This window comes from Campylobacter lari subsp. concheus (assembly GCF_008245025.1).
In the GTDB taxonomy this organism is placed as follows: domain Bacteria; phylum Campylobacterota; class Campylobacteria; order Campylobacterales; family Campylobacteraceae; genus Campylobacter_D; species Campylobacter_D concheus.
The window spans coordinates 801,794-821,335 of record NZ_CP043426.1 but is presented as its reverse complement, the minus strand read 5'-3'; the positions used below and the strand labels follow the sequence as shown (position 1 = coordinate 821,335).

Annotated in this window: 18 protein-coding genes and 1 tRNA gene; 11 read left to right on the top strand and 8 right to left on the bottom strand. The window is 29.7% G+C overall.

The genetic code is table 11. From position 1 onward, the window contains the following. The first annotated feature begins 167 nt into the window (after positions 1–167). Positions 168–884, top strand: coding sequence for an amino acid ABC transporter permease (locus tag CLCT_RS04310; RefSeq protein WP_240387577.1), 717 nt, complete (start codon positions 168–170; stop codon positions 882–884). On the opposite strand, the gene CLCT_RS04305 is transcribed toward CLCT_RS04310, so the two are convergent. The 5 genes from CLCT_RS04305 to CLCT_RS04285 are packed head-to-tail and all read right to left on the bottom strand — an operon-like array spanning position 881 to position 5,413. Beyond that, positions 881–1,645 (bottom strand): transporter substrate-binding domain-containing protein, encoded by a 765-nt coding sequence (locus CLCT_RS04305; protein ID WP_039668454.1) that lies wholly within the window; start codon positions 1,643–1,645, stop codon positions 881–883. The two genes, CLCT_RS04310 and CLCT_RS04305, sit on opposite strands and share 4 nt — an antisense overlap. Beyond that, on the bottom strand, positions 1,642–2,367 hold the full coding sequence (gene kdsB / locus CLCT_RS04300; RefSeq protein ID WP_149062364.1) for a 3-deoxy-manno-octulosonate cytidylyltransferase: 726 nt from the start codon (positions 2,365–2,367) through the stop codon (positions 1,642–1,644). The genes CLCT_RS04305 and kdsB overlap by 4 nt, the downstream gene beginning before the upstream one ends. Then, positions 2,364–3,773, bottom strand: a complete 1,410-nt coding sequence (thrC, locus tag CLCT_RS04295) for a threonine synthase (protein ID WP_149062363.1) — start codon at positions 3,771–3,773, stop codon at positions 2,364–2,366. The genes kdsB and thrC overlap by 4 nt, the downstream gene beginning before the upstream one ends. Then, complete coding sequence (locus tag CLCT_RS04290) at positions 3,748–4,686, bottom strand: tetraacyldisaccharide 4'-kinase (RefSeq protein WP_149062362.1); 939 nt, start codon at positions 4,684–4,686, stop codon at positions 3,748–3,750. The genes thrC and CLCT_RS04290 overlap by 26 nt, the downstream gene beginning before the upstream one ends. Further along, positions 4,673–5,413 (bottom strand): NAD+ synthase, encoded by a 741-nt coding sequence (locus CLCT_RS04285; RefSeq protein ID WP_039668450.1) that lies wholly within the window; start codon positions 5,411–5,413, stop codon positions 4,673–4,675. The genes CLCT_RS04290 and CLCT_RS04285 overlap by 14 nt, the downstream gene beginning before the upstream one ends. A 61-nt stretch (positions 5,414–5,474) precedes the next feature. Between CLCT_RS04285 and CLCT_RS04280 the strand changes: the two genes are divergently transcribed. The 6 genes from CLCT_RS04280 to CLCT_RS04255 are packed head-to-tail and all read left to right on the top strand — an operon-like array spanning position 5,475 to position 9,719. Next, positions 5,475–6,074: an MBL fold metallo-hydrolase gene (locus CLCT_RS04280; protein ID WP_039668449.1), complete on the top strand. Its 600-nt coding sequence runs from the start codon at positions 5,475–5,477 to the stop codon at positions 6,072–6,074. Further along, on the top strand, positions 6,074–6,355 hold the full coding sequence (locus CLCT_RS04275) for a hypothetical protein (RefSeq protein WP_012661606.1): 282 nt from the start codon (positions 6,074–6,076) through the stop codon (positions 6,353–6,355). Before CLCT_RS04280 ends, CLCT_RS04275 begins: the two co-directional genes overlap by 1 nt. 56 nt (positions 6,356–6,411) lie before the next feature. Then, positions 6,412–7,389, top strand: coding sequence for an agmatine deiminase family protein (locus tag CLCT_RS04270; RefSeq protein WP_149062361.1), 978 nt, complete (start codon positions 6,412–6,414; stop codon positions 7,387–7,389). Beyond that, positions 7,386–8,300, top strand: coding sequence for a cation diffusion facilitator family transporter (locus CLCT_RS04265; RefSeq protein WP_039668447.1), 915 nt, complete (start codon positions 7,386–7,388; stop codon positions 8,298–8,300). The genes CLCT_RS04270 and CLCT_RS04265 overlap by 4 nt, the downstream gene beginning before the upstream one ends. Beyond that, positions 8,269–9,141, top strand: coding sequence for an N-carbamoylputrescine amidohydrolase (locus CLCT_RS04260; protein ID WP_149062360.1), 873 nt, complete (start codon positions 8,269–8,271; stop codon positions 9,139–9,141). Before CLCT_RS04265 ends, CLCT_RS04260 begins: the two co-directional genes overlap by 32 nt. An 11-nt stretch (positions 9,142–9,152) precedes the next feature. Next, positions 9,153–9,719 (top strand): DJ-1 family glyoxalase III, encoded by a 567-nt coding sequence (locus CLCT_RS04255; RefSeq protein ID WP_149062359.1) that lies wholly within the window; start codon positions 9,153–9,155, stop codon positions 9,717–9,719. 23 nt (positions 9,720–9,742) lie between these two features. Here the strand turns inward: CLCT_RS04255 and CLCT_RS07775 are convergent, their stop codons facing one another. Continuing rightward, positions 9,743–9,982: a SelT/SelW/SelH family (seleno)protein gene (locus CLCT_RS07775; RefSeq protein ID WP_255349556.1), complete on the bottom strand. Its 240-nt coding sequence runs from the start codon at positions 9,980–9,982 to the stop codon at positions 9,743–9,745. Positions 9,983–10,085: 103 nt separating this feature from the next. Between CLCT_RS07775 and dnaE the strand changes: the two genes are divergently transcribed. After that, positions 10,086–13,679, top strand: a complete 3,594-nt coding sequence (dnaE, locus tag CLCT_RS04245) for a DNA polymerase III subunit alpha (protein WP_149062358.1) — start codon at positions 10,086–10,088, stop codon at positions 13,677–13,679. 153 nt (positions 13,680–13,832) lie between these two features. Here dnaE and CLCT_RS04240 read toward each other — a convergent pair whose 3' ends face one another. Then, positions 13,833–14,078: an HNH endonuclease family protein gene (locus tag CLCT_RS04240; RefSeq protein ID WP_282958263.1), complete on the bottom strand. Its 246-nt coding sequence runs from the start codon at positions 14,076–14,078 to the stop codon at positions 13,833–13,835. A 63-nt stretch (positions 14,079–14,141) separates the two neighbouring features. Here CLCT_RS04240 and CLCT_RS04235 point away from each other — a divergent pair, with 63 nt between their 5' ends. Together CLCT_RS04235 and CLCT_RS04225 are read left to right on the top strand one after the other, a co-directional pair. Continuing rightward, on the top strand, positions 14,142–14,426 hold the full coding sequence (locus tag CLCT_RS04235; protein ID WP_149062356.1) for a hypothetical protein: 285 nt from the start codon (positions 14,142–14,144) through the stop codon (positions 14,424–14,426). Between the two features lie 716 nt (positions 14,427–15,142). Next, the gene (locus CLCT_RS04225) at positions 15,143–15,655 is read left to right on the top strand and encodes a hypothetical protein (protein WP_249040747.1); all 513 of its coding nucleotides are present in this window, start codon (positions 15,143–15,145) and stop codon (positions 15,653–15,655) included. A gap of 79 nt (positions 15,656–15,734) precedes the next feature. Here CLCT_RS04225 and CLCT_RS04220 read toward each other — a convergent pair. Further along, positions 15,735–15,821, bottom strand: a tRNA-Leu gene (locus tag CLCT_RS04220). Between the two features lie 155 nt (positions 15,822–15,976). Between CLCT_RS04220 and flgL the strand changes: the two genes are divergently transcribed. Beyond that, positions 15,977–18,211 (top strand): flagellar hook-associated protein FlgL, encoded by a 2,235-nt coding sequence (gene flgL / locus CLCT_RS04215; RefSeq protein ID WP_149062355.1) that lies wholly within the window; start codon positions 15,977–15,979, stop codon positions 18,209–18,211. The last annotated feature ends 1,331 nt before the right edge of the window (positions 18,212–19,542 follow it).

Sequence of the window (19,542 nt, the reverse complement as noted above, 5' to 3'; positions counted from 1 at the left end):
AAGGAGTTTGTTATAAACTAAAATTTCAATTTTAAACAATCTTATATTTAGTGAAATTTAGTTGCTATTTGCTATATTTGAAATCATAATAAAGGAAATTTTTGAATAATATTTTTTTAGTACACAATAAATTTAACGAGCATAAAAAAATTACTTTAAAAACATATATGGTTAATGCTTTTTTGTTGGTTTTTTTATTGTTTTTATTTTTTTATTTATCTTTTTTAAGTGCTAGTTATAATTTTGATTTTATGGCAATTTATGAATATAAAGACAAAATGATGCAAGGCTTTTTTACGAGTTTTTTTATTAGTATTTTGTCTTTGATTGTAGGTGTGATTTTTGCTTTGATTTTATGCTATATGAGTCTTTGTAAAATTGTACTTTTTAATATGTTTGCAAGAGTTTTTATAGAACTTGTTAGAGGTACACCTTTACTAGTGCAAATTTTATTGATTTATTATATTTTTGCGGATAATTTAGGGCTTGATAATCGTTATGTTTGCGGAGTTTTGATTTTAGCTTTATTTGCTAGTGCTTATATTTGTGAGATATTTAGAGCAGGAATTTTAAGTGTCGATAAAATGCAATATGAAAGTGCTAAAGCTTTGGGTTTAAGTGAGTTTGAAATTTATAAAAGCGTTATTTTCCCCCAAGCTTTAAAAAATATCTTAGCACCACTAAGCGGACAGCTTAGTAATTTAATTAAAGATAGCTCTCTTTTAAGTGTTATAGCTATTTCAGAATTAACACAAAATGCTCAAGAAATCAATGCTTTTACCTTTTCTACTTTAGAAATTTATATTCCTTTGGCACTTTGCTATTTGGTTTTAACTTTACCTATTTCTATGTTCTCAAGAAAGCTTGAAAAGAGTTTTTCTTAAAAGAAAAACTCAAGTTTTTGTTCTTTGAAAACTTCTTGCATATCTTTGAGGTATTTTTGACTTAGTTTATCAAAAAGACCATTTTCTTTAGATTTTAAAATAAACTCATTGAGTTCTTCTTTTAATTTGGTATTGTTTTTATTTAAAGCTATGGCCCATTGCTCAGGTGTTTTTTCAAAAGGGGTAAAAATAGCTTTTGTTTGCTCAGGATGTTTTTTCCATGCTTTATAAATACTCATTTGATCATAAATAAAAGCATCAGCTTTAGCTTGAATGACTTCTAAAATGGCTGCATTTTCTTTATCAAATACTAAGATTTTTGCATTTTTAAGATTTTTTTGAGCATATAAATGCGCACTTGAACCTCTTTTTAAAGCAAGGATTTTCCCTTTTTGATTTAAATCTTCTATGGAATTAATATTTGAATTTTTAGCACTTAATATCGCTAAATTTGCCTTAGCATAAGGCAAGGTAAAATCTATTACTTTTTTTCTTTGCTCGCTTATGCTCATAGAAGACATGATTAGATCTATTTTTTGAGTTCTTAAAGCAGGTATAAGTCCATCCCAAGCTATGTTTTGAATTTTTAAATCATAGTTTTTTTCTTTAGCAAAGGTTTGTAAAAACTCTACACTAATGCCGCTTGGATTACCTTTAGTATCACTCATTTCAAAAGGAGGGTAAGCTAACTCCATACCTACGATTAATTCTTTTGCATGGATTGTAAAAAACAAGCTTAGTAAAAAAAGTATTTTTTTCATTTTTTAACTCCAAATTTAGCTAAAGCTTTCTCATAATCTTCTTTTGTATCTATACCTATGCTTTGACTTTGTATTTTTAACATTTTGATTTTTTTACCATTTTCTAGGGCTCTTAATTGTTCTAATTTTTCACATTCTTCCAAAGCTGAGTTTTTCAAAGTACAAAATTCTTGTAAATTTTTAACCCTATATGCATAAATTCCAAGGTGGGCTTTAAAATTTTGTTTATAATTTACCCTTTCATAAGGAATTTTAGATCTTGAAAAATACAAAGCATAATTATTACTATCGGTAACTACTTTAACCAAATTTGGATCATTACAAGCTTTTGCATCTACTTCTTTGTAGCAACTACTCATAAAACAAAGCTCATCTTCAAAAGCTTTTTGGCTAAATTCTTTAAAATCCTTAATATTTTGTGTTTCTATAAAAGGCTCATCGGCTTGGACATTGATGATTAGCTCATTTTCATTTAGTTTTAAAATTTGACAAGCTTCGTTGATCCTATCAGTGCCACTTTCGTGATTTTTACTTGTTAAAACTGCTTTTACATTATGTTTTTGTGTTATTTTTAAAACCTCTTCATCATCAAGTGCGACGCACACTTCATCAACTTCTTGCATTTTTTTAGCTGTATAAATAAACATAGGTAAATTATCAATCTCGCATAAAATTTTATTTTCAAAACGACTTGATTTTAATCTTGCTGGTATGATTATCATTGTTTTATCCATTCTATAATAGTTTGTTTTAGATTTTCAAGTTTGCAAACTTGATTTTGCTTTTGTGTGCTTGTAAATAAGCTTGCGATATTTGGATGAATTTCTTGCTTAAATTCTTTTGCAAGTTCTTGCATGCAAGCTTGTTCATCTTGGCATTCTTTGTTATAAATTGCTTGATACATACTTGGGGTAAATTTACTCCATTGTGCTGTGGAAGTGATAAGCGTAGTAGTGTTAGAATCAAGCATTTTAAAGCAAGTGCAAGTATGAGGGTCTAAAAGTCCTAAGTGGCTGTATTGTTTGATATATTGCATACACTCATCATCATTACAAAAATCAGCTTCAAAGTCTTCTTGTAAAAGCTCTAGCTCTTTTTGGCTAAGCTCATAATATTTTTCATTCTTTAAAGCCTGCATTAACTCTTTGGTGCGTTCATCTTTAAATTTATCAAAAAGCAAGCGTTCTATATTTGATGATATAAGTATATCCATAGCAGGAGAAATAGTCTTTTGTAAGCTTTTATTTCTTAAATCATATTTGCCTGTATTAAAAAACTCACTTAAGATATTGTTTGAATTGGAAGCAATTTTAATTTTACCTATATTTGCTCCTATTTTTTTAGCATAATAAGCTCCCAAAGCATCACCAAAATTTCCACTTGGAATGATAATATCTATTGTTTTATCAATTTTTAAACTAGCATAGTAATGATAGATGATTTGAAAAAGTATTCTTCCAAAATTAACTGAATTTGCAGCACTTAGACTTAACTTTTCTTCTTTTAAAGTATTTTTAAAATCCTCATCATTTAAAAGCGCTTTTAGGGCATTTTGCGCATCATCAAAATTACCTTCGATGGCTATGGATTTTAAATTGCTTGCATTTGAATGTGTCATTTGTAAAGCTTGAGTTTTACTTGTGCCTTCATTTGGGTAAATACAAACCACTTTTATGCCTTTTTTATTTTCAAAGCTTTTTAGCGTAGCAGGCCCTGTATCACCACTTGTAGCACACATGATTAAAAAATCATCATCTTTTTTTAAGTGTTCTAAAAGCACACCAAAAGGCTGTAAGGCCATATCTTTAAAAGCTCTTGTTGGTCCATGGAATAATTCATTAATATAAAGCTTATCATTAATTTTTCTTAAATGAACAGGGCAGGTTTTATCATCAAAACTCTCATAAGTTTTTAAAGCTTTTTTAAAAACTTCAAGCTCTAAATCAAAATCAAAAGCTGCGATGATTTTTAAGGCTAATTCTTTGTAGCTTAAATTTTTTAAAGCATCATTGTTAAGCTTTGGTAGATTAAGTGGTGCATATAAAGCATTATTAGGTGCACTAGGGCTAAGCAAGGCTTTTGAAAAGCTTACTTGATGGTTTTTATCTTGGGTTGAGTGTAGCAACATTTTCTTCCTTTTTGTTAAATTTATAAATATAATCTTGCAAAACTTGTTTAAAGCTATCTTTTAAAACAATATCAAGATGAATAAGTTCAGTTTTAAAGCCAAAATCTTTTACTTTCACATAGTCTTTAAAGGTTAGCATCAAGGTGTCGCAATTGTATTTTTTTAAAAGTTTTTCTAATTCTTCTTTTTTGAAAGTATAATGATCGGCAAAAAAATAGCAAGCCCTAGCTTTGATAAAATGCTCATATAATCTAAAAGGCTTTGCAATAGAGCTTATTAAAACTGCTTTTTGATTTTCTTTTACATGAGAATAACGCACAAAGTCTTCATTTTCTTTAGCTATAAAATCAGCCCTTTTAGCAAAAGATTTTGGCAAACGATAAGCCCCGCTAGGTAGGGTAAAATTAAAAAATGGCTCATCTTTACTTTGCAATAAAATATTAAGCTTTTTAATGTGAAATTTAGAAAAAGCATCATCTAAAAGTATGATTTTTGCTCCAAGCTCGATAGCTTTTTGTATGCCTTTAACCCTATCTTCGCTTACTATCACTCCACTAATGTGCTTTGTAAGTGCATACTCCATAGCTTCATCGCCACTTTCTTTAATATCGCATAAAATTTCATCTTTGTGTTTAACGATAATTAAGCCTTTACTTTGTCTTTTATAGCCTCTTAAGATGATAAAACAATTTTCAAACTCAGCTGCTATAGCTTTACAAATAGGAGTTTTTCCATTGCCTCCTAGGGTTAGATTACCTATGCTTATAATGGGTAAATTAAAATCAAGTTCTTTTTTAAATTTAGTATTTAAAATAGCTATAATCATATATAAAAAGCTAAAAGGCAAAAGCAAAAAGGCTAGAGTTTTTTGTAAAAAATTAGGTTTAAAAAAATAGCGATCAAGCCAAGTCATATGTATTCTCTAGTGTTGTTGGAAGTTTTCTTTTAAAAGCATTATTTTGCACACGCTCTAAGACTAAATTTTTTAAATTCTCATCAAAATTTTCCAAGCTTTGATTGTTTTCTAAAGCTTTTAAAACTTCATCTAAGACTTTATATTTATAGCCAAGATCTTTTTCATCGCTTTGATTTGGCCAAAGATCAGCGCTAGGAGCTTTTTGTATGAAATTTTCATGCACACCCATAAATTTAGCAAGCTCAAAAACTTCACTTTTATAAAGTGTAGCCAAAGGATTAAAAGCGCAAGCTAAATCTCCATAAATAGTTCCATAACCAAGCATAAGCTCGCTTTTATTAGAAGTGCCTACCACTAAAGCATTATGTAAGGCTGAATAATCATAAAGCAAGCTCATACGCACTCTTGCGGCTAAATTCCCAAAGCGTAAAGGGGTTAAGTTTTGACAAATTTTTTCATAAGCACAAAGTACTTCATCAATATAAATGATCTTGTGATGAATTTGCAAATCTTTACAAAGCATTAATGCATCATCTAAATTTTCTTTTTTAGAATGTTTTGTAGGCATTAAAAGCACAAAAAGTTTTTCACCTACTGCTTTTTTGCAAAGATGAGCTACTAAAGCTGAATCTATCCCACCACTTAAACCTAAGATGAGATTTTTATCTCCTGCTTGTTCTTTTATAAAATTGATCAATAATTCTTGTAATTTTGTATAATTCATAAAAAATCTTTAAATATTAATTTTTTAAAATTATATTTGATTTAGTTAAAAGGAAGTTTATATGCGTATTTTAAAACAACCATGCGGAATGTATGAAACAAATTGTTATATTATAGATCACAATAATAAGCAAATCATCATCGATCCAGGTGAAAATGCTTATGAGTTTATTAAAGAAAATACAAGCAAACCTTTGGCTATTTTAAATACTCATGGTCATTACGATCATGTTTATGATAATGCTAAAGTTAAAAAGGTTTATGAAATTCCACTTTTTATCCATAAAGATGATGCTTTTATGTTAAAAGATCCTTTTAATTATGGTTTTGAACATTCAAATGCTGATGTGTTGATAGAAAATGAAAATGAATTTAGTATAGATGAGTTTAAGTTTAAATTTCATCATTTCCCAGGGCATACTCCAGGGTGTTGTATGATAGAACTTGTGGGTGAAGATGTGCTTTTTAGTGGAGATTTTTTATTCTATCGTAGTATCGGTAGATGGGACTTTCCTTACTCAGATGCAGCTAAGATGAAAGAGAGTTTATTAAAAGTTTTAGCTTATGAAAAAGATTTTAGATTGCTTCCAGGGCATGGAGAAGAAAGCACTTTAAAAGAAGAACAAAAAGCAATTCCTGCTTGGTTAAGGTATTTTCACTAATGGATAAGGTTTTATATTTTTTAAGTTTTTTGCTGATTTTAAGTGCGGTTTTGAGTTTTTTTAAACCCAAAGAAGCAAAAAAGAAATTTTTTCACAAATGCCCATGTTTTAGAGCGGTGGAAAATGGTTTAATGAGTAGAATTTGCATTTATGCAGGAAGTTTTGGTTTTATGTATTCTGTGCTTTATATAGGATTTGGAGTGTATGATAAAAAGCTTTTTATGATTTTGCTTTTATCTTTTGCGATATGGTATTTTGCTTGGGTTTTAAAAAAAGAGTAAAAAACTATCATTAAAAATGTTAAAATACTTTTTTAATTATCAAAAAGGGTATTAAAATGAGAAAAAGCATAGCAGAATGGCAAAAACAAGAGCTACTTTTACTTTCCTTGCCTCATGAAAATAGCGATTGGAAGCCTTATTTAGAAGAGATTTTACAAAGCTATGAAGAATTTGTTAAAGCTGTGGCAAATTTTCAAAAAGTTTTACTTATAGCACCAAGTGAAAAAGACTTTCAAAGATTTAAGCATATAAAAAACGTTGATTTTTTTAAATGCGATACTAATGATACTTGGATTAGAGATTTTGGTGCAATTGATGTATGTGAAGATGATAAACTCATAGGGCTTGATTTTACTTTTAATGCTTGGGGAGATAAATTTCAAAGTACTTTGGATAATGCAGTCAATTCAAAGCTTTTTGCACAAAAATTGCCTGGAAAATTAGAAAAAATTGATTTTATCTTAGAAGGTGGAAGTATTGATTTTAACGGGCAAGGGATAATGCTTACAACGAGTGCTTGTTTGTTAAATGAAAATAGAAATTCACATTTAAATAAAGAGCAAATTGAAGCTAAATTAAAAGAAATTTTTGGTTTAAATCAAATTATATGGTTAAATCATGGCTATATAAAAGGTGATGATACTGATCATCACATAGATACTCTAGCAAGATTTATCAATGAAGAAACTATCGCTTATTGTGTGTGTAAAGATGAAAATGATGAGCATTATGCACCTTTAAAGGCTATGGAAGAGGAGCTGAAAAAAACAAGATTTGATTTATTAGAGCTTCCTTTACCTAAGCCTTTGTATTTTGAAGGTAAAAGGCTTGGTGCTACTTATGCAAATTTTGTTTTTGTTAATGGTGGTTTGATAGTACCAACTTATAATGATGAAAACGATGCTTTGGTATTAGAAAATTTACAAAAAACATGTAAAGATAGAAAAGTAGTAGGGGTTGATGCAAGAGTGTTTTTAAGACAAAATGGTTCTTTGCATTGTTCTTGTCAAAACCGCTATGAAGGTCAAAGATGAATTTGCAAAAAAGCGCAACTATTATCGCAAGTGTATGTGCTATTTTTTTAGCTATTGTTAAATTTATAGTAGGTTTAGCTTCAGGTTCTGTTGCGGTGCTTTCTAGTGCGATTGATTCTTTACTTGATTGTGTGATTTCGGGTTTAAATTTTTTAGCTTTGAAAAAAAGTTCTCAAGGATCTAGTAAAGAATATAATTTTGGCCTTAGTAAAATTGAAGCTTTAATGGGGCTTTTTGAAGGTCTTGTGATTAGTGGGATTGGGGTTTATATTTTTTATGAGAGCGTTTTGAAAATTCACAATCAAGAAAGCGTTGAAAAACTTGATCTTGGAATTTTTGTCATGGCTTTTGCTATGGTTGTGACTTTGTGTTTGGTGGTTTTTTTAAACTATGTTGCTAAAAAAACAAAAAGCTTGATTATAAAAGCCGATAGTTTGCACTATAAAATAGACTTTTTAACTAATGCTCTAACGCTTTTAGCACTTGTGATTATAGCTTTTACAAATTATCATTTTATTGATGGTTTATTTGGTATAGCTATAAGTTTATATACGATTTTTTCAGCTTTTAAAATCATAAAAGAAAGTTCTAAAATTTTATTAGATGTGGCAATTGATAAAGAGCAAGTTGAAGTGATTAAACAAATTATAAGCGCAAATAAAGAAGTCAAAAGCTTTCATCATTTAAAAACTAGAAAAAGCCCTGATATACTTTATGTTAGTGTGCATTTAGTTTTTGAACCTACAATATCACTTTTAAAAGCTCATAAAATCGGTGACGAGATTGAAGATAGTATAAGGGAGTATTTTAAAGATGATTTTTGGAATATCCATATACACTTAGACCCTTATGATGATTCAGAAGAAGAAAGGAGTAAAAATGAAATTAGCACTCATACAGCAAGAATTTAAACAAAATAAAGAAAAAACTATAGAAAAAACATGTGAATTTATCAAACAAGCAGCAAAGGAAAAGGCTGAGCTTGTATGCTTGCAAGAGCTTCATCAAACGCAGTATTTTTGTCAAAGTGAAAATACAAACTTTTTTGATTTGGCAAATGATTATGAAGAAGATGTTAAATTTTGGTCTAATGTAGCTAAAGAAAATAAAGTTGTTTTGGTAACTTCTTTATTTGAAAAAAGAAGTGCAGGACTTTATCATAATACTAGTGTGGTATTTGAAAAAGATGGCTCCATAGCAGGTAAATACCGCAAAATGCATATACCTGATGATCCTTGCTTTTATGAAAAATTTTATTTTACCCCGGGTGATTTGGGTTTTGAACCTATACAAACAAGCGTTGGAAAGCTTGGGGTTTTAATATGTTGGGATCAATGGTATCCTGAAGCTGCTAGGTTAATGGCTTTAAAAGGAGCTCAAATTTTGATTTACCCTACTGCTATAGGTTGGTTTGATAAGGATGAAAAAGAAGAAAAACAAAGACAACTTGAAGCTTGGATAGGTGTGCAAAGAGGCCATGCTATAGCTAATGGCTTACCTGTAGTAGCTATTAATAGAGTGGGTTTTGAAAAAGATGAAAGCGGTGTGGAAGATGGCATAAGATTTTGGGGGAATTCTTTTGTTTTTGGGGCTCAAGGCGAAGAGCTTTTTAGAGCCGATGATAAACAAGAGCTTTGTAAAATCATTGAAATTGATATGCAAAGATGTGAAAATGTGCGCAGATGGTGGCCATTTTTACGCGATAGACGCATAGAGTATTTTCATGAATTAAATAAAAGATTTATTGACTAAAAGGAGGAAAAATGAAAAAAGTTTTAGTGCCTTTGGCAAAAGGTTTTGAAGAAGCTGAGTTTATAGGTATAGCTGATGTTTTAAAAAGAGCAGGGGAGGCTAGTGGAAATTTAGAAGTTATTATTGCTTCGCTAGATGATGAGCTTTTAGTACAAGGAGCTAATGGAATTTGCATAAAGGCTGATATAAGTTTAGCTAGTGTTGATCAAGAAAATTTAGACGCAATTGCTTTGGCAGGTGGATTTGAAGGTATGATGAATTTAAAAAACAATCAAGCTATCATAAAAATCATACAAGATTTACATGCTAAGAAAAAAATCGTAGCGGCTATTTGTGCTTCACCTATGGTATTGGCAAAAGCAGGGGTAATTAATGGAGAGTTTTCTTGCTATCCTGGTTGTGAAGTAGGTATTGAAGGTGTAAGAGTAAATAAAGCAGTTGTGGTAAATGAAAATGTCATCACAGCAGCTGGGCCTGCTACGGCTATTTTATTTGGTTTAGAGCTTGCTAAGCATTTATGCTCAGAAGAAATTTATCAAAAACTTTATGAAGGTATGCTTGTTCCTTTGACAAAATAAACCCTCGCTAATGAGGGTTTAGCTTACATTTGTTTCATAAGCTTGGTGATTTCACCCTCATGAGGAAATCTATCTACTTCGCAGTTAAACAAGTCTTTTTTAGAGTAAATGATTTTGCCATCTACTTCTACTATAAAATGACCACCACCTTTTTCTATGGTAGAAATTTGCACATCTTTGAATTCATTTTGTATTTCTTCTGCAACCCTTGCAGCTTGTGGTTTGTAATTTCAAAGATTACAATAATAAATTTTTACTTCCATTTTTTACTCCTTTTTTGAAAGTAAGCTATTATACATTTTTTATGCTTGTAAGTTTTAAATTTAAGGTTTTTTTTTATAATAATAAAAAAATACAAGGGAAAATATGAGCCAATTTACACATTTACATTTACACACAGAATATTCTTTACTTGATGGAGCAAATAAACTCAAAGAGCTTGCTAAAACGCTAAAAGCGCAAGGTGCAACAAGTGTTGCTATGACTGATCATGGAAATATGTTTGGTGCTATTGATTTTTACAAAACAATGAGGGCTGAGGGGATTAAACCTATCATAGGGCTTGAAGCATATTTACATAATCACGATGATTTAAGTGATAAAAGCTCAAGACAACGCTTTCATATTTGTTTGTTTGCTAAAAATGAAATTGGCTATAAAAATTTGATGTATTTAAGCTCGCAAAGCTATATACATGGTTTGTATTATTACCCAAGGATTAACAAAAAGCTTTTAGAAGCACATAGTGAGGGTTTGATTTGTTCTTCTGCGTGTTTGCAAGGTGAGGTTAATTGGCATTTAAATACCAAAAATGAAAGAAATTTAAAATTTGGTGCAAAAGGCTATGAAGGTGCAAAAGAAGCTGCGCTTTGGTATAAAAAGGTTTTTGGAGATGATTTTTACCTTGAGATTATGCGTCATGGTATTGATGATCAAAAATTTATCGATGATTCTATTATTAAACTTGCTAAAGAGCTTGATATAAAAATTATTGCAACTAATGATACACACTATACTTTTAAAGAAAGAGCAGCTGCACATGAAGTATTTATGTGTATAGCTATGGGGGTTAAACTTGATGATCCTGGGCGTTTAAGACATGAGGTTCATGAGTTTTATGTAAAGACACCAGAGCAAATGAGCGAACTTTTTGCTGATATTCCTGAAGCCATTGAAAATACTCAAGAAATAGCTAATAAATGTAATTTAGAATTAAAACTAGGTGATCCAACGCCACCAAATTTTAAATTTACCCGTGAATATGCGAAAAAATATGGCTTAAGCTTAAGTCAAGAAGATCAAGAATTTAGCTTTGATAATGATGATATAGTTTTTGAGTATCTTTGTAAAAAGGGTTTAGAAGAAAGACTTCAATTTATCGATGAGAGTAAGCATCAAGAGTATAAAGATAGGCTTGATTTAGAAATTAGTATTATTAAAAATATGAAATTTTCAGGTTATATGCTTATCGTTCATGATTTTATCGCCGCAGCTAAGGAAAAAGATATACCAGTTGGCCCAGGGCGTGGGAGTGCAGCGGGGAGTTTAGTTTCGTATTGTTTGAAAATTACAGATTTAGATCCTATACCTTATAATCTTCTTTTTGAGAGATTTTTAAATCCTGAGCGTGTATCAATGCCCGATATTGACGTGGATTTTTGTCAAGATAGAAGAGGGGAAGTGATTGATTATGTTATTGATAAATATGGAGCTGAAAAGGTTGCACAAGTTATTACTTTTGGTAAGCTTTTAGCAAAGGGAGTAATCCGTGATGTGGCTAGGGTTTGTGATATGAGTATACCTGATGCGGATGCTTTGGCAAAATTAGTTCCTGAAGAGCTAAAAATCACTTTAGAAAAAGCCTATGAGCAAGAACCAAAAATTGCTGAATTTGTAAATTCTCATCCAAAAGGACGTCAAGTTTGGGATTTTGCTAAAGCATTAGAAGGTTTAAATAGAAATGCAGGTATGCACGCAGCAGGGGTTGTGATATCTAATGAAGCTTTATGGAATAAAGCTCCACTTTTTAGACAAAGCAAAAATGATGAGTGTCATTTGGTAACGCAGTATTCTAAAGAATATCTTGAAGATGTGGATTTAATCAAATTTGACTTTTTGGGTTTAAAAACCCTTACGGTGATTGATAATGCGATTAAGCTAGTGAAAAAGCGCTATGGTAAAGATGTAATTTGGGAAAAGATTGATATGAATGATCCTAAGGTTTATAAAACCATACAAAGTGGTAATACCTTGGGCATTTTCCAAATAGAATCAGGCGGTATGCAAAGTTTAAATGCTAGGTTAAAGCCTGAAAGATTTGAGGATTTAATAGCGGTTTTAGCTTTATATAGACCAGGACCACTTGATAGTGGAATGGTGGATGATTTTATCGATATCAAGCATGGTAGAAAGGCTGCTACTTATGCATTTGAAGATTTAAAACCTATACTTGAAAATACTTATGGGGTTATAGTTTATCAAGAGCAGGTTATGCAAATAGTGCAAAAAATTGGTGGTTTTTCTTTGGGCGGAGCTGATAATGTGCGTCGTGCTATGGGTAAGAAAAAAAGAGAAATCTTAGATAATCTCAAAGCAGAGTATTTAGAAGGAGCTAAAAAACAAGGCTATGATGAGAAAAAGGCTGATGATTTGTTTGAGCTTATTTTGAAATTTGCCGAATATGGTTTTAACAAATCTCACTCAGCTGCCTATGCACTTATAACCTTTCAAACAGCGTATTTAAAAACTTATTATCCAAGTGAATTTATGGCTGCACTTTTAACAAGCGAAGAAAGCAATGTAGATAAGGTCGCAAAATATATTGAAGAGATGAAAAGAATGAATATCAAGCTGTTACCACCAAGCATTAACAAAGCTCAAAGAGAATTTAGTGCAACTAAGCTTGAAGATGGTTCTGAAGCTATTATTTATGGGCTTGGAGCGATTAAGAGTGTGGGAATTCCTGCGATAGAAAATATCATGGCAATTCGCAAGGAAGAGGGCTTTAGTGATTTTGATGATTTTATAAGTTCGATTGATCCTACTAAGATTAATAAAAAAACCATAGAAAATTTAGCTAAATCAGGTGCTTTTGATGAGTTTGGTTATACTAGAAAATGTTTAGTGGATAATCTTGAGCTTATTTCAGAAACAAGTAGAAAAATCGCTGAAGTTAAAAGAAACTCTACTGCTTCTCTTTTTGGAGAAGAGGAAATAGCTGCAGATATTAAAGTAGGGCTTCATGATAGCAAAGTAGAATTTGAACTAATGGAAAAATTAGGCTATGAAAAAGAAATCTTAGGAATTTATGTATCAGGCCATCCTTTGGATAAATTTGCAAGTCAAATAGAAGGCATAGAGTATTTTAAAAGTATGGATTTTGAAACACTCAAAGGCGAGGGTGAGCTTTTGGTTGTAGGAAAGATTGAAGATTTTAAATCAATGATGAGTAAAAGTGGTAAAAGATATGCTAAGGCTGTGGTTTTAGACTTTTACTCTACTTTTGATATGATCATCTTTGAAGCTCAAGTAGAAAAAGTTGAAGCACTTTTTAAAGAAAGCAAAGATGAAGCCTTTGCTTTTTTACTAAGATATAAAAACAATGACAATGACTTAAGCTTTAGTTTAAATGAAATTTATACCCTAGAAGAAGCAAAAGAAAATGAGCTAAAATCTTTTAGTAAGAAGAAAAGCTTTGTAAAAAAAGAAAACAAAGAAGAATTTACCCAAGAGCCTATGAAATTTGAAGAAAATATCATAGAACTTGATATTAACAAACTTAGTAAAGATATGGTTTATGAGATTTATTCTTTAGCAAATTCTAAACATAATCCAAAAGACGCTAATAATAAAAAATTAGTTTTAAAAGTATTAGATGTGGGTAGTTGCTTGCTTTATCATACAGGTTTTGTGATTTCTAAAGAGACTTTTGAAGAAATTTCTCAAAAATGTAAAGGTTAAATATCAATTTAAGCTATGATTATCATAGCTTAAATTGATAATATATTTGAAATTTTTTCTATTAATTCTTTCTTTCTTTTTTCAAGAGAATTTGTGTTCCACTCATTATAATTATATATTATATCTTGAGTTATTGTATAACAAGTTAAAATCTTATCTTTGTTTGCATAAATTTCTTTTTTTTCTAGCAAAATCATAATTTAACGCTTGAACATTTTTTCTCATAGATATTAATGTTAAATTTGCTAACGCATTAGTCCAATTTTCTCTTTCATCTTCTGTAAATATTTCATCCCAATTATATTCTTTGTATTTTATAGGCAATACATGTTCTATTTGTATATTTGCATCTAAAGGTATAAAACTATGATGATTATTATCTGTGGCATATGTTGTAATAATATATCGTTTATTGAAATTGCCACCCTAAAAGCTTAGATGATCTAGCGATAGATTCTAACAATGATGGTTTTAATGATACTTGTAATGCTTCAATATCAACCTGCAAGCAATTGTGTTAAAAGTAGGAAGGTATGTCCATTTAATGAAGAAATAACAGATAATAAGTATCAATACTCCCCGTTTCCTTGCATAGAAGGTACTAGCTATATCGAAGATGATGCTCAAGTTGGTATTAATGATGAAAATAATAATGGTTGGGAAGATGATGGTTCTTGCGGAGGACAAATTTTTATCTTTAATAAAAAAGATAATAGATGCCGCTCTAAAGATAAATTTTTGGCTTAACTGGTGGTTGTTACTGTGATAAAGATAAAGTATTTATAGGTCTTGTACCTTGTAAAGAAGATGAAAAAAGCTAGCAAAACTTAATAAGTAAAATAATTGTTGGAAATATTGAAGTAGATAAAATACAATCTGATTCTATAAAAATACAAGAAAAGATTGAAAGCAATCTTGAGAATTTAACAAGAAAACCTACTAATTAAAAAGAAAAATAAAATTATAGAAAGGAGATAGAGTTTAGTTAAAAGTTTGTTTGGTTAGCCAAAGGGATTATCCTAAACCCTGCAAAAGCAGGGGATACTCAATAAGCCTTGACATAGCAAAGCGTTAAGAGTATAATTATAAGGATAATTTTTATTAGCATTAAGCTCACCTCCCTTCTGGGTGGTAAATTAACGCTAAAGGGTTGCGCCCCTTTGGCGTTGCACCCTTAATATAATTATACCAAACAAACTCTTTAACTTCTTTAATACAACTGATGAAAAGATTTTACATTTTATTCCTTAGTGCTTTAATTTTTGCACCTTCTTTATTATTTGGTGCTACAAAATATAGATGATAATCATATTATCTTTACTTGGGGTTATGGTGAAGTAGCAAATAATATTTTACAAGTTATAAAAGATATTATATCTTTGCTTTAATCAACTAATAAAAGTAAAGAATCTTTTCGTATCAATATCTTAATCAATAGTGATACACTTTATAAAAATCCTTTATTGCAATATAATATAAATAGAAAAATTTCTAAAGATGATAATATCATTTATGCTTTAAAAAATACTTCTAGTATAAATCAAGCTTTTAAAAACTTAAAAGAATTACAAGAAGTATTATTAAAAGAAAATATATTTTTAAATTTTATAGACTTAAATAGTAAAGAAAGCCTTTTAAGTTTTTATAATCAAATATTAAGTAATCATCATCTTAAAGATTATTTTTATATAAAAAATAATCAATTTTTTATTAAAGAAGATATAAAAAATAAAATCGTATTTAATAATATCAATTCTTCTTCTATTATAAGTAATTATCTTAGCTTGTTAAATGATTTTAATACTTTAAGTAAGATAGAACTTATAAATATATTAGAAAGTTTAAGTTTATACAATCTTTCAACTTTAATGCAAGATATACAAAAAAGAAACTTAAAACTAGAATATAACTCAAAAAGCTTTGATAAAGATAGTATCTTTTTATCTAATATGATTATGAATGTGAGATTGAAGTAAGTAAATGGTGGATTTAGCAGGTGTGATTTGTTAATGAAAATAAAAACTCTTTAAAAAACACTTGGGAGTAAAAAACAAATGGTGCCCGAGGTCGGACTCGAACCGACACAAGGTTGCCCTTACCAGATTTTGAGTCTGGCGCGTCTACCAGTTTCACCACTCGGGCTTTTTAAGATTTTAAATTAAAAATTATAGAATATGAAATTATACTAAAAAAAAATTAAAAAAATATAAAATATTTATATAAAAATTAAAATATCTTTAAAAATTGGAACTTTTTTTGCTTGTATATACTTAAAAAATTATTTGTGGAGTAAAATTATGAGAATTAGTAATCAGTATAGTTACTACACTTCTATACAAAATTATACAGATGGTCAGTCTTTGCTTAATAAGTATAATTTACAATTACAAACTGGTCAGCTTATCCAACATTCTTGGGAGAATGCTAATACCTATATTAATGGCTCAAGATTGGAATATGAATTAGCTAATATAGGTCAGGTCATCCAAGGAACTCAATCTGCTATGGAAATGGCAAAAAATACTGATACTGCTTTGAAAAATATTACAGAACTCTTAGAAAAATTTAAAACACTTTTAACAAAAGCCGCTAGTGATGGAAATTCTCAAACTTCTAGAGAGGCTATCGCAAAGGAGCTTGAACTTATAAAAGATTCTATTGTAAATATTGCAAACACTAGTATTAATGGACAATATTTATTTGCAGGTTCTAATGCAGCTACAAAGCCTTTCGATAAATATGGAAACTATTATGGTAATAAGGATAATATTTTTGTAGTAAGTGGTGCTGGAACCCAAATTCCTTATAATATACCTGGATGGGATTTATTTTTTAAACCTGATTCTGATATTAGTAAAATAATTTCATCCAATGTTTCTTTAATCGATAACAGATTTGATGTAAATAAAGACCCTAGCAAAAAAGACTTTTTAGATGAAGAGGATAAATTTTCATATTTAATAGGACAAAACTATGTTCAAGGTGGAGGTCTTGATCCTGATAAAGATTTTGATTATGCGGGTAGTAAACTACCTTTTCCAAGTTCTTCGATGTATATTCAAGGTGTTAGACCTGATGGTACAAGTTTTAAAGCTACTTTAAATATAGGTCCTGAAGATAAAATAGGTGATGTTTTAGAAAATATAGGTCAGCTTTATGGAAATACTGATACTAATAAAGTAGTGGATGTTACGATCAATGATAGTGGTCAAATAGAGATTAAAAATTTAAAAGAAGGTAATAGTTCTTTAGATTTTCATGCAATTGCTTTGACTCCGCAAGCAACAGATAGAACTCAAATTCAAGAACTACAAGAAGCAGCTGAAGCAGCTGGATGGGATCAAGATAGACTTACTAATGAGATTATGCAACAAGCTGTTCCTAATGGTGATTTAAATCAGGTGCAAAGTCCAGTTACGGTGCAAATTAATGGTCAAGATTTTCAATTAAATATACACCAAACAGACTTTATTAAAAGCAATATCAATGGAAATAAAACTGATGGAAAAGACTTTGATGTAGCTTTTGAAAAAGATGGTAATTCTGTATTTGGAAATGTATCGCAAATCATTAGAGGGACAAGCGAATATGCTACTGATAGTACCAAATTAAGCGAAGTAATCGCTAATGCTAATGGAAGTATGGCAGGACAAGTGCTTCAAATGGATATTACCTCTAAGAGTGGTCAAACTTATAATGTTACTATTAATCTAGGAAATTCAACAGTGAGTTATCTTGATCAAAATGGTCAAACAATAAGTTTTCCTATCACGCATTCTCAGTATAATGAAAACACAGGCAATGCAGTTGGTATGCAAACAAAACCTGAGGATATTACCTATGGACAATTAAATGATATTATAGGTATGTTTGCAAGTGATAATATACCAACAACAACTATTAATGCAAATCCAAATGGCACAATTGGCAATAATGATTTTCAAACTATCCAGCAAAATATCTCAAATTCTAAAGATTTTGTTGAAGTCAATATGGACTATAAAGGTCGTATTCACATTACAGATAAATTTTCAACCAATACTAATATTGGATTAACTATTAAAGATTCTAATTCAAATGCAGGTTTTCCTGCGACTGGGGGTCAAGTAAATAATGGTTCTGGTTTTGTATTTAGTGCAAATAATTCTTTAACTATTGACGATCCTAATGTTGATCTAATTAAAGATTTAGATGAAATGATAGATGCTGTTTTAAGTGGAAACATGAGAGCAGATTCTGAAGGGAGTGATCCTAGAAATACAGGTTTACAAGGTGCTTTAGAAAGAATTGATCATCTACAAGATCATGTAAGAAAAATTCATACAACCATAGGAGCTTATACTAATAATATAGAAGAAACAAATAAAAGAATGACATTTTTAAATGTTAATGTTGCTACCATTAAGAGTGGCGTTACTGATGCTGATTATGGGCAAACTTATATGCAATTTATGCAAACTATGGTTTCTTATCAAGCGATGCTTTCAGCTACTTCTAAAATTTCTCAAATTAGTTTATTAAACTACTTATAATTTTTTTGATATAATAGCTTTTTTCTTTATAAAGGATATGTTATAAAAAAAGAAGCTATTTTTGTTATTTTAAATATTTTAATTTTTTATTTTTGTTTGAGTGCTTTAATACCTGATCAAACTTTAGTAGGTATTATAGGGTATTCTTTAGCAAAGCTTAGTTATTTTCTATTTGGGGTATTGACTAAAATTTATCCTTTTGCCTTTTTTTGGTTTAATTATCTTTTATATAAAAATAACTATAATTTTGAACTTATCGAACGTAGATTCAGTATAGCTATTTTTGCTTGCATTTTTGCTTCACTTATTTTTTCTTCAGAATTTTTACAAGATAAAGGCTATATAGCTTCTACTATGTTTGTGATTTTAGATGGACTTTTTGGTAAAATAGGTAGCTTGGTTTTAGTAATTTTGCTTTTATCGTTTGCTTTTATCATTTCTTTTCCAGAATTTATCAAAGAAGTATTTAAAATAGAACTTGATTTTGATTTTTATTTAAAACTTGAAACTTTGGTTAAAAATAAAATTTTTGGATTTTTTGGTGGCGATAAGTATGAAAATGAAACCAAAGAAGAGCAAGAAAAACTTAAACAAGAACTTTTAATCAAAGAGAAAAAAGAAGAGCCCGTTAAAAAGGAAGATCTATCAAAACAAGAGACTCAAGAAAATAAAAAATTTAATCTTAAAGATTTAAGAAATCAAGAATTAGAAGAAGTGATAATTAGTGAAGAGGATAAAAAATTAAGCTCAAGTTATATTCATGAGCTTTCAGAGCCTATCGCAAGTTTTGCTCAAAAAGCTAGTCAAATAAATACAAAGGAAGATGAAATGACCCCTGAAGAGTATTTGTCAAAATATAAAAACAATAGTGAAGATATTTATACTCAAACTTTAAAAAGTAAAAATTTAGATGAACCAAGCTATAAAAGACGTAATATGGACTTAAATGAAAATAAAGAAGAAGTGATAGAAGAAAATTCTTTATTTGCCAAAGAGCTTAAAGAGCGTGAGCAAATGTTACAAAAAGCTAAATTGCTAGAAGAATATAAAATTTTACAAAAAGAAAAAATTTTGGAAGAGCTTAATGAGGATTTTAAAAAAATTGAAGAATTAAACGCCATAGAGGCGCAAAAAGAAGCTGAATTTAAAAAAATTCAAAATAAAACTAGCTTTTTAGGGGTGAAAGATTTTAAAGATGAGGATTTTATCCCGCAAAATGAAGTAAAAGAGCTAGATTTTAATGAAGATGATTTTACTAAACCTGTTAGTATAGAAGAGCTAAGAAGTAAAAAAAATTATGAAAGTCCTTTTGTGGTAGAAGAAGTGCAAAA

Bases quoted from the DNA above. Each gene is read 5' to 3' on its own strand.
- CLCT_RS04310 (WP_240387577.1), top strand. From the start codon at position 168: ATGGTTAATGCTTTTTTGTTGGTTTTTTTATTGTTTTTATTTTTTTAT.
- CLCT_RS04305 (WP_039668454.1), bottom strand. From the start codon at position 1,645: ATGAAAAAAATACTTTTTTTACTAAGCTTGTTTTTTACAATCCATGCA.
- kdsB (WP_149062364.1), bottom strand. From the start codon at position 2,367: ATGATAATCATACCAGCAAGATTAAAATCAAGTCGTTTTGAAAATAAA.
- thrC (WP_149062363.1), bottom strand. From the start codon at position 3,773: ATGTTGCTACACTCAACCCAAGATAAAAACCATCAAGTAAGCTTTTCA.
- CLCT_RS04290 (WP_149062362.1), bottom strand. From the start codon at position 4,686: ATGACTTGGCTTGATCGCTATTTTTTTAAACCTAATTTTTTACAAAAA.
- CLCT_RS04285 (WP_039668450.1), bottom strand. From the start codon at position 5,413: ATGAATTATACAAAATTACAAGAATTATTGATCAATTTTATAAAAGAA.
- CLCT_RS04280 (WP_039668449.1), top strand. From the start codon at position 5,475: ATGCGTATTTTAAAACAACCATGCGGAATGTATGAAACAAATTGTTAT.
- CLCT_RS04275 (WP_012661606.1), top strand. From the start codon at position 6,074: ATGGATAAGGTTTTATATTTTTTAAGTTTTTTGCTGATTTTAAGTGCG.
- CLCT_RS04270 (WP_149062361.1), top strand. From the start codon at position 6,412: ATGAGAAAAAGCATAGCAGAATGGCAAAAACAAGAGCTACTTTTACTT.
- CLCT_RS04265 (WP_039668447.1), top strand. From the start codon at position 7,386: ATGAATTTGCAAAAAAGCGCAACTATTATCGCAAGTGTATGTGCTATT.
- CLCT_RS04260 (WP_149062360.1), top strand. From the start codon at position 8,269: ATGAAATTAGCACTCATACAGCAAGAATTTAAACAAAATAAAGAAAAA.
- CLCT_RS04255 (WP_149062359.1), top strand. From the start codon at position 9,153: ATGAAAAAAGTTTTAGTGCCTTTGGCAAAAGGTTTTGAAGAAGCTGAG.
- dnaE (WP_149062358.1), top strand. From the start codon at position 10,086: ATGAGCCAATTTACACATTTACATTTACACACAGAATATTCTTTACTT.
- CLCT_RS04235 (WP_149062356.1), top strand. From the start codon at position 14,142: ATGATGGTTTTAATGATACTTGTAATGCTTCAATATCAACCTGCAAGC.
- flgL (WP_149062355.1), top strand. From the start codon at position 15,977: ATGAGAATTAGTAATCAGTATAGTTACTACACTTCTATACAAAATTAT.